This is a genomic window from Rhodococcus sp. ACT016 (genome assembly GCF_050477185.1).
Taxonomy (GTDB): Bacteria; Actinomycetota; Actinomycetes; order Mycobacteriales; family Mycobacteriaceae; genus Prescottella.
The window spans coordinates 3,395,106-3,407,859 of the sequence record NZ_JBEAET010000001.1 but is presented as its reverse complement, the minus strand read 5'-3'; the positions used below and the strand labels follow the sequence as shown (position 1 = coordinate 3,407,859).

The 12,754-nt window shown below is 64.2% G+C and carries 12 protein-coding genes and 1 tRNA gene; 3 read left to right on the top strand and 10 right to left on the bottom strand.

What is annotated here, in order from left to right; translation table 11 throughout:
* Positions 1–3: 3 nt before the first annotated feature.
* Positions 4–588, bottom strand: coding sequence for a PPA1309 family protein (locus tag ACQ5DX_RS15670; protein WP_430335692.1), 585 nt, complete (start codon positions 586–588; stop codon positions 4–6).
* A gap of 221 nt (positions 589–809) precedes the next feature.
* Between ACQ5DX_RS15670 and ACQ5DX_RS15665 the strand changes: the two genes are divergently transcribed.
* On the top strand, positions 810–3,743 hold the full coding sequence (locus ACQ5DX_RS15665; protein ID WP_430333468.1) for a UPF0182 family protein: 2,934 nt from the start codon (positions 810–812) through the stop codon (positions 3,741–3,743).
* Positions 3,744–3,834: 91 nt separating this feature from the next.
* Here the strand turns inward: ACQ5DX_RS15665 and ACQ5DX_RS15660 are convergent, their stop codons facing one another.
* Positions 3,835–4,386 (bottom strand): transglycosylase family protein, encoded by a 552-nt coding sequence (locus ACQ5DX_RS15660; RefSeq protein ID WP_430333467.1) that lies wholly within the window; start codon positions 4,384–4,386, stop codon positions 3,835–3,837.
* Between the two features lie 465 nt (positions 4,387–4,851).
* Here ACQ5DX_RS15660 and ACQ5DX_RS15655 point away from each other — a divergent pair.
* Positions 4,852–4,928, top strand: a tRNA-Met gene (locus tag ACQ5DX_RS15655).
* Here ACQ5DX_RS15655 and ACQ5DX_RS15650 read toward each other — a convergent pair.
* The 6 genes from ACQ5DX_RS15650 to ACQ5DX_RS15625 form a co-directional block, all read right to left on the bottom strand.
* Positions 4,885–6,690, bottom strand: coding sequence for a recombinase family protein (locus ACQ5DX_RS15650; RefSeq protein ID WP_430335691.1), 1,806 nt, complete (start codon positions 6,688–6,690; stop codon positions 4,885–4,887). The two genes, ACQ5DX_RS15655 and ACQ5DX_RS15650, sit on opposite strands and share 44 nt — an antisense overlap.
* A gap of 29 nt (positions 6,691–6,719) precedes the next feature.
* A complete protein-coding gene (locus ACQ5DX_RS15645) occupies positions 6,720–7,370 on the bottom strand; it encodes an ImmA/IrrE family metallo-endopeptidase (RefSeq protein ID WP_430333466.1) in 651 nt (216 codons plus the stop codon).
* A 30-nt stretch (positions 7,371–7,400) separates the two neighbouring features.
* Positions 7,401–7,790, bottom strand: a complete 390-nt coding sequence (locus tag ACQ5DX_RS15640) for a helix-turn-helix domain-containing protein (RefSeq protein WP_430333465.1) — start codon at positions 7,788–7,790, stop codon at positions 7,401–7,403.
* Positions 7,791–7,895: 105 nt separating this feature from the next.
* Entirely contained in the window at positions 7,896–8,915 is a 1,020-nt protein-coding gene (locus tag ACQ5DX_RS15635; RefSeq protein ID WP_430333464.1) for a DNA-methyltransferase, read from the bottom strand.
* Positions 8,912–9,874: a replication-relaxation family protein gene (locus ACQ5DX_RS15630; protein WP_430333463.1), complete on the bottom strand. Its 963-nt coding sequence runs from the start codon at positions 9,872–9,874 to the stop codon at positions 8,912–8,914. The genes ACQ5DX_RS15635 and ACQ5DX_RS15630 overlap by 4 nt, the downstream gene beginning before the upstream one ends.
* Positions 9,871–11,997, bottom strand: a complete 2,127-nt coding sequence (locus tag ACQ5DX_RS15625; protein WP_430333462.1) for a type IV secretory system conjugative DNA transfer family protein — start codon at positions 11,995–11,997, stop codon at positions 9,871–9,873. The genes ACQ5DX_RS15630 and ACQ5DX_RS15625 overlap by 4 nt, the downstream gene beginning before the upstream one ends.
* Between ACQ5DX_RS15625 and ACQ5DX_RS15620 the strand changes: the two genes are divergently transcribed.
* Complete coding sequence (locus tag ACQ5DX_RS15620) at positions 11,987–12,178, top strand: hypothetical protein (protein ID WP_430333461.1); 192 nt, start codon at positions 11,987–11,989, stop codon at positions 12,176–12,178. The genes ACQ5DX_RS15625 and ACQ5DX_RS15620 overlap by 11 nt on opposite strands.
* 175 nt (positions 12,179–12,353) lie before the next feature.
* On the opposite strand, the gene ACQ5DX_RS15615 is transcribed toward ACQ5DX_RS15620, so the two are convergent.
* Positions 12,354–12,548, bottom strand: coding sequence for a hypothetical protein (locus tag ACQ5DX_RS15615; protein WP_430333460.1), 195 nt, complete (start codon positions 12,546–12,548; stop codon positions 12,354–12,356).
* Positions 12,545–12,751 carry a hypothetical protein gene (locus ACQ5DX_RS15610; protein ID WP_430333459.1) on the bottom strand — a complete coding sequence of 69 codons (207 nt, stop codon included), beginning with the start codon at positions 12,749–12,751 and terminating at the stop codon, positions 12,545–12,547. The genes ACQ5DX_RS15615 and ACQ5DX_RS15610 overlap by 4 nt, the downstream gene beginning before the upstream one ends.
* Positions 12,752–12,754 lie beyond the last annotated feature (3 nt).

The window sequence follows — 12,754 nt, the reverse complement described above, 5'->3', positions numbered from 1 at the left end:
GGGCTAGTCCTCGTCGGCTTCGAGCGTCGCGTACAGCGCGGCGACCACGCCGGGTGCGAGGTTGTCGTAGGTGCGCAGCTCGATTCCGGCGAACGGGTCGTCGTTGTCGGTCGGGCGCAGTTGCAGCAGCGCGATCGACGGCCCGTCGCGCAGCACGGCGGCGATCAGGCGCGCCTCCCGGCGGTCGGGGTGTTCTTCGGCTGCGGTCCGTGCGGCCTCCTCCGCGGCGTGCCGGTCGGACAGAGTCGGGGCGAGGGCGTCGTCGAGGTCGGATTCGGCCTCCGGCGGGAGGACCACGATCTCCTGCACCAGTGCGCAGCCGACCACCTCGGACGGCCAGCTCATGGTGGCGAGGAACTCGTCGAGTGCGGGGGAGCCGCCCTCGACGTCGTCGGGCAGGGCGCCCTGTTCGATCGGCGTCAGCTCGGCACCGTCGTCCAGTTGGTCGAGGAGCGACGGCTCGGCCGCGGCGACCAGTGCGGTCGGAACGATGGCGAACATCGTCGGGGGCTGACCCCACCCACCGGCGTCGACGAAGTCGATCACTTCGTGCACGCATCTGCGCAGGGACTCGTCGGAAAGGTTCACATTCGGGTTGCCGGAGAACGGGTCATCCCCGTGGAACACGCCATCGCTGTCGATCACGTACATATCCTTGCATCAGGGGGCTGCGCCGGCACTCGTCGGTCGCGGCGCTCTCGACGCCCACTCATTACGTAGAGTGGGACGAAACGGTCACTCTCACGTGACGCTGGACGGTGCATTGGCTGCGGCGCGAAGGCGTCGCCGGATTGTTGGGAGAGTGGCAAGTGGGCATGCGGCCCCCCGCCGGATTACCTTCGTTGTCGAAACGCACACGCGTGCTGCTGATTCTGGCGTTGATCGCCGCGGCACTGTTGCTGATCGGCCCTCGGTTCGTCGACATCTACACCGACTGGTTGTGGTTCGGTGAGGTCGACTTCCGTGGGGTGTTCAGCAGGGTGCTGTTCACTCGACTGGCCTTGTTCGTGATCGTCGGACTGGTCGTCGGTGCGATCGTGTGGCTCGCACTGCTGCTGGCGTATCGGTCGCGGCCGATGTTCCTGCCGTCGCCGGGGTCGAACGATCCGGTGGCGCGGTACCGCACGGCGGTGATGACCCGTCAGAAGCTGTTCGGGATCGGCATCCCTGTCGTGATCGGCCTGTTCGCCGGTCTGGTCGGTCAGGCCAGTTGGGCGACGGTGCAGATGTTCTTCAACGGCAGCTCGTTCGGGATCACGGACCCGCAGTTCGGTAAGGACATCGGGTTCTACGCGTTCGACCTGCCCTTCTACCAGTTCGTTCTGAACTGGCTGTTCGTCGCGGTCATCATCGCGTTCTTCGCGAGCCTGATCACGCACTACATCTTCGGTGGCCTGCGCCTCAGCGGTCGGCAGGGAGCGCTGACGCGGTCTGCGCGCGTCCAGTTGGCGATCCTCGCGGGCACGTTCGTGCTGCTCAAGGCCATCTCCTACTGGTTCGACCGGTACGCACTGCTGTTCAGCAGCCGGAAGGAGCCCACGTTCACCGGCGCCGGCTACACCGACATCAACGCGGTCCTGCCGGCCAAACTGATCCTGATGGCGATCGCGATCATCTGCGCCATCGCGTTCTTCGCGGCGATCTTCCTGCGCGATCTGCGGATCCCCGCGATGGCGGTCGTCCTGCTCGTGCTCTCGTCGATCCTGGTCGGCGCCGTGTACCCGCTGATCGTCGAGCAGTTCTCGGTCAAGCCGAACGCGGCCGACAAGGAGCGCGCCTACATCGAGCGCAACATCACCGCGACGCGGCAGGCGTACGGGATCACCGACGAGACCGTCGAATACGTGCCGTACTCGGGCAAGACGGAGAAGCAGCCCAAGGATGTGCCGTCGGACGTCACGACGATCGCGAACACCCGACTGCTCGACCCGAACATCCTCTCGCCCACGTTCACGGCGCAGCAGCAGCTCAAGAACTTTTACGCGTTCCCGAAGTCGCTCAACATCGACCGCTACGACATGAACGGTGACCTGCGGGACTTCGTCGTGGCCGCGCGTGAGCTGTCCCCGTCGAGCCTGCAGGGCAACCAGACGGACTGGATCAACAAGCACACCGTCTACACGCACGGCAACGGGTTCGTGGCCGCGTACGCGAACCAGGTGACGGCGGTGAGCGGCGACGCCCAGAACAACACCGGCGGCTACCCGATCTACACCGTCAGCGACCTCACGACCAAGCCCACCGACAAGGCGCTCGAGGTCGACAACCCCCGTATCTACTACGGTCCGGTGATCGCGGCCTCGGATGCCGACTACGCGATCGTCGGCGGTTCCCCGGGCAGCGCGCCCCGCGAGTACGACACCGACGACCAGAAGTACACGTACACCGGTGACGGTGGCGTCGGGATCGGCAACTGGTTCAACCGGTTGGCGTTCGCGGCCAAGTACACCGAGCGCAACATCCTGTTCTCGGGCGCGATCGGGTCGGATTCGAAGATCATCTACAACCGCGATCCGGCGGAGCGCGTCAACAAGGTGGCGCCGTGGCTCACCACCGACGGCACGGTGTACCCGGCTGTCGTGGACGGGCGCATGCAGTGGATCGTCGACGCGTACACCACGCTCGACAACTACCCCTACGCGCAGCGCTCGTCGCTCGAGGGGCTGGTGCAGGACAGCACCAACCAGGCGACCGGGCGGATGCTGCCGAAGAAGGAGGTGTCGTACATCCGGAACTCGGTGAAGGCGACCGTCGACGCGTACGACGGCACCGTCACGCTGTACCAGGTGGACGACAAGGATCCGGTGCTCAAGGCGTGGATGGGTGTCTTCCCGGACACCGTCAAGCCCAAGTCGGACGTCTCGGCCGATCTGCAGGCGCACTTCCGGTACCCCGAGGACCTGTTCAAGGTGCAGCGGGAGATGCTCGCGAAGTACCACGTCGACGATCCCGGCGTGTTCTTCGGTAACAACGCGTTCTGGTCGGTGCCGAGCGACCCGACGGTCGACACGGACAAGAATCAGCCGCCGTACTACGTCCTGTCCGGCAACCCGAAGACGGCGAAGCCGCAGTTCGTGCTGACCAGCCCGATGGTCGGTTACCAGCGTGAGCTGCTGTCGGCCTACATCTCGGTGCAGTCGGATCCGCAGAACTACGGCAAGTTCACGGTGCTGCAGTTGCCGACGGAGACGCAGACGCAGGGTCCGCAGCAGGCGCAGTCGGCGATGACGTCGAACCCGCGCGTGGCGAGTGAGCTGTCGCTGCTCAAGCAGTCGAACAAGATCCAGTACGGCAACCTGCTGACGTTGCCGATCGCCGACGGCGGCATCCTCTACGTCGAGCCGATCTACACGCAGCGGAATTCGCCGAACGCGTTCCCGCAGTTGGCGCGCGTCATGGTGAGCTTCACCGACACCAACGGCATCAAGGTCGGCTACGCGCCGACGCTGGCGGAGGCGCTGGATCAGGTGTTCGGTTCCGGAACCGGCAACGCCGCGACCGCGCCGAGCGGTGAGACGTCGCCGACACCGGAGCAGAACACCGGTCAGACGACGTCGCCCACGACGACGCCCCCGCCGCCGGCGGCCGGTCAGACGCCGGACAAGGCTGCGGCAGTCGCGCAGCTGGATTCGGCGCTCGCGAATCTGCAGACCGCGCAGCAGCGAGGCGACTTCAAGGCCTACGGTGACGCGCTCGACCAGCTGCAGAAGGCGATCCAGGCCTACCAGCAGGCCGGCGGGTAGCGGGCCCACCGCCCGGACCTGACGACGGTCGGAAAACGAAGGGACCCTCCGTGCGCTGCGAGCGCGCGGAGGGTCCCTTCGGCGGTGGGCCTTACTGCACGAAGTTGGCCTTGATGTCGGCGAGCACGTTGCCGTGGGTGCCGAGCACCTGCTGGAACTGGTCACCGTAGCCGTGCTGCGCGGCGAGGTCGCCGGCCGCCTGGACCGCCTGATCGATGTACTGGGCCGCGGTGGCCTGCATCGGGGCGGGCTGCGGGGCGACGACGGCCGGAGCCGGGGTGGGCTCGACGGGTGCCGGTGCGGGCGCGGCCTCGCTGAGGTACTGGCCGCACACGGGCCAGGCACCGGGGCCCTGCGACGCGAGGGTGTTCTCGGCGACGCGGATCTGCTCTTCCTTCGACGCGTTGGCCGGGGAGCCGCCGCCGCCGTTGGCCTGCCAGGTGCTCTGCGAGAACTGCAGGCCGCCGTAGTAGCCGTTGCCGGTGTTGATGGACCAGTTTCCGCCGCTCTCGCACTGTGCGACGCCGTCCCAGTTGTGGGTCGCGGCGGAGGCGGTGCCGGTGGCGAGGCCGAACGGGACGGCGACGAGGGCGCCGGTCACGGCGGCCATGCCGAGGGCACGCTTGCTGATGCTGATGGTCATGCGGGTTTGGATCCTCTCCTGCGCTGACGCGAGCGGCCTGCGGTCGACGATTCGTCGTCCCGGGCGTGCGATCTTCGCGTCCCTGCCCCTCGAAGGGTTTGTCGTGTCCGGTCCCGCGGGGGCAGAGCTGGCAGCGGCGGGGCGGTCGGTCGATGCGCTCGATCATCACGAGCCGGTAACGAACGTACGACAGAGCTTCGCGGGCCGTCACCTCGTTGAAACAGACCGGTCAACCCGTTCGATTTCGCTACGGCGAAGTGTTTCCGCAGGTGGAGGACGGTCGTTGCAGAGTTGAAGTCGTAGCGTTACATACCTGTTATGTGAGATGGATCACCGCATTTTCGTGAACTGTGTCACTCGCATGGCTGCGTCCGGGGTGTGCGAGGGGTCTGAGGCGCGCCGATTCGAGTCGCTTGCAGGCGATTTGCCTTCGGTTCGGCGGCTCGTGTACTTTCATTCATGCATCGCGGGGTGGAGCAGCTCGGTAGCTCGCTGGGCTCATAACCCAGAGGTCGCAGGTTCAAATCCTGTCCCCGCTACCAAAGAAATGATGTTAGAACCACGGTCCTCAGGGGCCGTGGTTCTTTCTTTTTCCCACGGCATCGCACCGCTGGGGCGTTCGTTGGCCAGGAACCTGGGGATTCGGGCGTCTGGGGCGATCCTGCGGGCGCGTGTCGGTAGGTCCCGTGTGGTCGCTTCGCCACCTCTGTCGACATTGTCGGTGACCTCTGTCACGTCGATAAGGTCACTGGTTCTAACGACGAGGTTCTGCTCCCGTTTCCGTTCGGATGCCAGCGTCGCGGCCAGATCGTCGTTCATGAGTAGTTGGTAGGCCGGAGTCAGGTCGCTAGCGACGATGTCGTCGTCGTGGACGTAGAGGTGCGTGAAGATGCTCTGGTTGAGGTCTCGGCGCGACTTCGCATCGGCCAGCAGGTAGTACTCGTGGGCATTGCCGAGGAGTTCTAGGCAGCCTTCGAGCTTTGCGGCGAGATGTGATTCCTGAAGATCGAACTCGCCGAGCTTCGCTTCCGCCTGCGCGCGTTCGGTCGCGATGCGCGCTTGCTCAGTGCGGAGTTCTGGCGTGCCGATCGCGTCGGCGTAGAACGCATCGAGCAGCTTGCGGCTGTCCTGTTCGAGTTGCTGGAGTTGCTCGGAGGCTGCCTGTCGCGTTTGCGTCGCGTCGGGCAGCAGGACGCGCATGTGGTCGAGGATGAGGCCACGGATGGTGCTGGTCTGCTGCTCGCTGAGCGTGACAGTCTGCCAGTGTGCGATCACCAGGTCCTCGAGGTGGGGTGCTTGGATGGCGCGAAAGGTACAGCCGTTCTTGAGTCGCTGACGACCGAGACAGTAGAAGTAGTCGTAGGTGATGCCCACCCGGTTACGGGTCTTTTCGAACGTGAGCGGTTCGCCGCACTGCCCGCAGTAGACCGATCCTTTCAGGTAGTGGTTGTGCACGCGCGGCTTTTCGCGGCTCTGGTGGCGGGCCTCGCGGACCTGTTGCACTTCGGCGAAGAGTGCTTCGCTGACGAGCGCGGGGTGACTACCGGGATACTCGACGCCTTCGAACCTGACAGTGCCCGTGTAATAGCGGTTCTGGAGCATCGACGTGACGTGTGAGTGGGCGATCGGCCGGCTGGGGCGATTCGGCCGGGTCACGGTGGTCACACCGCGTTTGTCGAACTCGTCTTTGATCATGCCGGCTGTCCACTCGCCCGTGGCGTAGCGCTCGAACATCCAGGTGACCCAATGGCCGCGCTCGGGGTCGATGACGACGGTCTTCACTTCTCTGCCATCGTCGGTGCGGATGCGGCTGTTGAGGTAGCCGAACGGCGCCATGCCCGGAGTGCCGCCGCCCTTCGCTTTCTGGAGCATGCCCTTGCGGGATTCGGTGGCCAGGTTGCGACTGTAGAACTCGGCGATCGAGCTCATGATGCCGTGCAGCAGCATCCCGCTCGGTGTCTCGTCGATGTTCTCTGAGCAGGAGACCAGTTGGGCGCCAACTGACGTCAGCTGCAGGTTGATCTCGATGTCGTCAACACGGTTGCGGGCGAGACGGTCGATCTTGTGCACGATGACGTACTGGATCTTATGTGCTTTGACGTAGTCGAGCATCTTCTTCAGTTCCGGACGATTGACTGAGCGGGCGCTTTCACCAGCGTCGACGAACTCGGCAACGGTCACCGCATCCAGTGACTGCGCTTTACGGAGGCAGGCTTCGCGCTGGGCGGGGATTGAGAAGCCCTCTGCTTCGCCACCGCGCTCGGCTTGGTCCTTGGTGCTGACGCGGAGGTACTGAACCGCCATCGGCTTGGTCCCGAGCGATGGTGCGGCGGTCATGCGTAGCTCCTTTGTCGGGTCGAGCGGGGTGCGCGGATGAATTTCTGGCGCTCGGAGCGGTTGGTGTGAATAGGCCGGGCGCAGCGGCTCGTGAGGGGTACATCGTTGGTCTTGTCGAGTCCAGTTTGCGCAAGACGGACGCGAATGGCCGTTTCACTGACACCGAAGTGAGATGCCAGATCGGCGACGCGCTGAATGCCGTTGCCCCAGGCGGCTTTGAGTGATCGTTTGGAGACGAGGGCACAACCTGCGAAGTAGTCGGCGGCGGCTTCGGCCTGCTCGGGCGCCGTCATCTTGTGGGTGGTGCGGTAGAGCTGGTCTGTGTGGCCGTGATCGATGATGTGCTTGAACTCGTGCAGGAGTGTGAAGCGCTGTCGAACGGCGGGTTCCCTGGCCGAGAGCACGATGACCCACTGCTGGCCGTCCCAGTAGCTCATGCCCGATACGGGGATGTTCTCATGGATGACGACGATGCGTGGCAGTCCGGTGATGTGGTGCTCGAGGATGCCGCGTTCGTCTCCGATCAGATCGGCAAGCTTGGCTGCCTGGATCTCGGCGGTACGTAGTGCTTCCAGGAAGCTCGCGTCGCGCTGCGGGATGACCGCCCGGAGGCTCGTCAGTACTGATGGTTTGTAAGTATGTGTCATAGTGAGCCTCCTTTCGTAGTGGGCTCTTAGTTATTCTCTTTCGTCTTCTCCGTCGCGAGGTCCATTCGGGTCATACCCGTGCTTTGCGGCAATTCTCGCGAAACTAGCTTCCATTTCTTTCGCTGCCGATTCCGGGAGATCTGAGTACTTGCTACGGAGGTAGGGGGAGAAGTTCGGGAGTGTTTTCGGTTGGACGTAGCCCGCGAGGTTGAACAAGTCGGAGAGTTCGAGTCCCAGAACATCGGCCAATGACTTCAGCGTGTCCGGTCTTGGCTGGGGGATGTCGCCGCGCTCGATACGAAGCACATTGGAATCGGTCATGCCGGAGCGGCGAGCCACCTCCTTGATCGTCAACTCAAGCTCGCTTCTGCGGTCTTTGAGTGCCTTTCCGAGCGTGACTGCGTTAGTAGCGTTCGTCATGGTGATTCACCTCCGATTCATTCGTTTCTTTATTTCTATTATATTCCCAAAATTGCATAAATGCAGTACCTGAATCGTTGTAGAATTCGGCGAGGTTGTCCTTACCTATTTAAGTTCTTTCGTGGGCTTCGTTGTGTTGTGCTGTAGCGCGGTTCGGATGCGTTCTTCGGCCAGCTCGACGTAGCGCGGATTGATGTCGATCCCGAGCCAGTCGCGCCCGGTCCGGGCAGCGACGACGGCCGTGGTGCCGGAGCCGATGAACGGATCGAGGACGAGTCCGGGTTCGGCGGGCGCGTCGCAGTTGCAGCTTGGTCGCGGTGGTTTGCGGCGAGCTTGGTCGCCGCGTCGGACAAGTTCGCGGGTCCAGGGGCAGCGGCAGTATGCGCACCGCAGACGTGGGCAGCCGGCCAGGATCATGCGACGGACGAGCGATGCCGAGTATGTCGCGATGTGACTGCTCCGGAAGGTGCTGACGCTCATAGCCCAGACGTCACCGGGGTTCTTGCCGAGAGGATGACCGACCCGTCCGCTCGCGCGGAGGTCAAGCAGGCCCCGATCGCTGTGCGTGTTGGGCCCTCGTCCTGCCCTCTCCGCACGGTTCGCTGGTCGAGGTGATCGGCGTGGCCGCTGTGAGACGTGGGGGATGCGGATCTCGTCGAGGTCGAAGTAGTAGCGCGGTGATCGTGTCAGCAGGTAGATGACCTCGTGCGAGGCAGTGAGCCGATCACGCACACTCGATGGCACCGGGTTGGTCTTGACCCAGACGATCTTGTTGCGAATCGTCCAGCCGTCGGCAATCAGTTGGAGCGCCAGACGTTCCGGACCAAGCAGGAGACTCTTGCGAGCGGCGCCTTCTCTAGTGTGGGTGCTATAGGTGTCGCCGAGATTGAGCCACAGTGTCCCGGTCGGCACGAGCACGCGGGCACATTCGGTCAGCACGGCCCGCAGCTGGGCAACCCAGGTGTCGACGTGCGGTTCGAGGCCGAGCTGGTCGTCGTGGCCGTAGTCGCGCAGCCGGAAGTACGGCGGGCTGGTGATGACGCAGTCGACGCTGGCGTCGAGCAGCGTCTTCAACTGTGCGAGCGCATCGCCGGTCAAAATCTGGTTTCGTGCTGGCCCGCTCATTGCAGCCACTCCTGCGCGCTGGCTGCGAAGCCGTCAGTCGTCACCACGCGGTAGAGGTCAGGTGTCAGCTTGGGAGAGCGCAAGATCGAGGACATAACCTTCTCGGCTCGCGTCTGGCTCGTGAAAATCCAGATCACAAGCGGGAAGGCCTCGTGGGCATCTTGCTCGATGCCGCTGGCTCGGTAGGTCTCGTACTGGCCGCACTTCTTCAGCACGGTCGGCAGCGATTCGGTGCCGAGGTCGACCTCAATGAACCAGCGGTCGACGTAGTCTCTCGTCCGGACGACGCTGGCGAGGTCGGGCTGTAGCAAGCGTTGCTCACCGCCGGGGCCGATATAGCGCCGCCAGGAATCGGGCTCGGTAGCCACGTCGATCGCTTCGACGGTCTCTATTGCGGTCAGGTTGCGCAGGCCGAGGTGGACATCGGCGACCGCCAAGCAATGCTGGAGGAAGCGCAGCGACGGTTCATGGGTGCGGTAGGTCTGACCCTCGTCGCGGAGCAGTCTGGCACCGGCCGGAGCGAGCTGCCAAACACGGGCGGCACTGCCCGCTCGGACCCCACCCACCCGGCGTGGCAGCGACCGGACCAATGCGAGGCGTTCAAGTCGCGCCAGGACGTAACGCGTGGTGCGGGCGGCCGAGTCAGTGCTGCCGTGAGCGGTGAAGGCGAAGGACTGAATTTGGTGCGTCGTCAAGTAGCGGTGCTCATCGATGCTGCGGAGGACCGCGCGATCCCGCTCGGGCATGGCTTCGCTGATACGCCGGAGCTTGTCGCTGTCGATCCGTCGCCGTCGCTTGTCCGGCTGCAATACTCGGGCGCTCTCCGTCGACATCGTCGGCGGAGTATTCGTCCCCCGACCGCGCACAGATTCGTCACAGACCTGCGTCGACGGCGATGTGGCAGACGAGCCGGCTGGAATAGCGGGCGGAATGCCTTGTCCTGGGATGTAGCCGGTCATGACGCGCTCCCTTCCGCATCGGATCGCTTGGTACGGCCGAAGGATTCACGGGCGGATCGACGCTCGGTCAGCGACAGGAGATCGGCTTCGACGTCGCTGAGCGGCTGGCCGTAGCGCTCGCGGGAACGACGGCGGACCAACACGGCGGAACGAACGGGATCGGGCATCTTCGTAGTGGTGACGCTGACCCACGGGCTGGGAGTGTTCTGGTGCAAGATCTGGGCGTACGCGTGGTAGGCGGGCAGCGCTTCGAAGTCCGCTGGCTCGAGCTGTCCGCTGGTGAGGCTGGCAAACTCGCGGGCGTCAGGGTGACTCAGCTGGAAGGCGATGCGAGTCCTGGCATTTGCGGTAACGGCTTCGCGGATCGACTTGGAGAGCTGACCGAGGTGCTGGTGCGCGAGTGTGTAGCCGACACCGAGACCGCGGGCTTGGGCGAGCGCATCGCCGATATCGCCAGGGAGCCGGAGGTAGTCCTGGACTTCGTCGATCAGGATGGTGACCGGTTGCCGAGAATGGGGCGGCTGCGAGGCCCGAGCGAGGGTCGCGGTCCACAGTTGCGAGACGATCAGGGACCCGAGCAGCGCGGCCGCTTCGGGGCCAATCTTGCCCTTCTCCAGACTCACCAGCAGGATGCGGCGCTTGGTGAACACGTCGGCCAGATCGAACTTCGGACGGCGCTGGCCGAGGATGCCCCGCAGGCCGGGACGCAGCAGAATCGGACGAACTCGCCGCAGTAGCGGCGCGGTAGCCTGCGCCTGCTCGTTCTCGCCGAGGCCCTCCCACCACGCCCAGAAGCCACCGAGCCCCATCGGGTCCTCGCGGGCCACTTGGCCCACGATCGAGCGCCGAAAGCCCGGATTGGTAAGCAGTAGCGGCAGCATCGCGATCGAGGCGTCACCGCGTCGGGCTAGCGTCAGGAGGCTAGCGTGCAGGACATCTTGCGTGCGTGGTCCCCACGCGTCGGCCCATAGCGAGTGGAACACGCCAAGGGTGGTGTCGGCCGCGAGGTCGGGATCGGCCGCACCGACCAGTCCATTGATCCCGATCGGTGCGGAGTCGGTGGCATCAACGACGGCGACGTCGTCGAGTCGCGATTCGTCGGCCCGGACCAGGATGTCGTCGATCAGATCGCCCTTGGGGTCGATCACCACGAGTCCACGCCCCGCAGCGATATCTGCCAGCGCAAACTGCGCCAGTAGATTCGACTTACCCACGCCCGTCGGGCCGGTAATGGCGATTCCTGACAGCGAGTCGCGGACCGAGATCGCGATGGGTCGATCTGTCTCTGCGGTTGATACCCCGAACACCCGACCTTCCTTTGGAGTACTCGCCAGAGCCGGGAGCAGCTTCGGATGTCGCGAAGGCACACCGGGGAGTGGTGCGGCATCACGGCGAGCGATCGGCCAGGCCGTCAGCGCAACGACCTCACTCACGCTCAGCGTGGTTGTCCAGAACCACGGCGCACGAGCGTTATCGAAAGCGGCGGTGGATCTGCGGGTGGCGGTAATCTGAGCGTTCGGCGCGTTGAGTCCTCGGACGGCCCCGACAACCCGATCAGCCAGTCGTCGTGCTCGCCCGTCATCTGCAGCTGTCGCTGCTATCCGGATAGCGCAGCCGAACCGGAATTCGCGCAGCTTCGCGACTGCCGGCTGAGCGTAGCCACCACTCCTCACCTGCGCCGGTGGGGTTTGCGGCGCCTTACGGGGTCCGAGCACGAGCTGAAGGTAAACGCGCTCATGACGGTTCGCGACTGCCAGCGCTCCGAGGATGCCTCGGGTCACTGACTCGGTTGCTTCATGCGCCAGCACACAGGCGCCGCCAGATCGTGACTGGACCCGGACGTTCGCCGCTATATCGGCACGTGAGCCGCTAGGGAGTGTTACCGGCTCATCGGTGACTAGTCCTGGTAGATGGGTTCGTAGTGCTTCGACCACTGGATGACGTTGGTGTCGCGGCATCCCGATTCGCCAGCGCACCTGCTGGTTGTGGCCGAGTGCTTCGAGGATGAGTTGTGGTTGGCCGCTGAGTCCGGCGAGCGCGACCATGGCAGCATGCGCGGCCTCAATAGGGAGCGGTGCGGGAATCGAAAGTCCCACGAAGACAATCTGGTTGGTGTCAGTCATCGCGCACCTCCCGGTGGTCTGCGCGACGCTCGACCTCTGCCTGAGCCTCCTTTTCAGCCTGGGCAATGGCGATCGCAACCACCGTACGGGCAATGCGTCCCAGGTCTGGGTCGGAGCGGAGCTGGCCGCGAATCCGCACGTGCCGATTCCTGCCCCGCTTCAGTTGTTGCGATTTGCGTAGATGTTCTTTGGACATAGTGAATACACCCTCCTTTCGGCGGTTAGGTAGATAATTTGAATGACAATTGGGGCTGCATTCATGCAGCGGCCATACTCCTACTATGAGCTGCACAAATGCAGCGGTCAACATGGTTTGCGCATTCCACAACACCGGCCGGAACGCATTGCTATCCGGCTTACCAGCGTCGAAAATGGCGATACAAAATGACAGCAGACCCGCCGACGATGGCGACTGTTGCGAGCGTGATGCACAGCGGCACCCAGATCTCGCGCAGAATATAGACGGCACCATAGAGAGCCATCACACCAACGAATACAGCGATGCAGGCGTTCAACAGGCGGCCACCGACCCCGCCGGCATCGCCACTCACGGCGACTCCCGGCGGTTTTGCTCACGCTGCATGACGTTGGTCATCTGCTGCATCGCAGCGGTCGCGATCTGATTGATCTGCGTCTCCGCCCGACGCCGGTCGCGGTTGATGCGGGCGATCTCTCTCTCGTAATCAGACTCGTCGCAGATGCTGAGCACGAACCTCACGAGGAACAGCACCGCCAAGAGTGCCGCGATGATCACGAG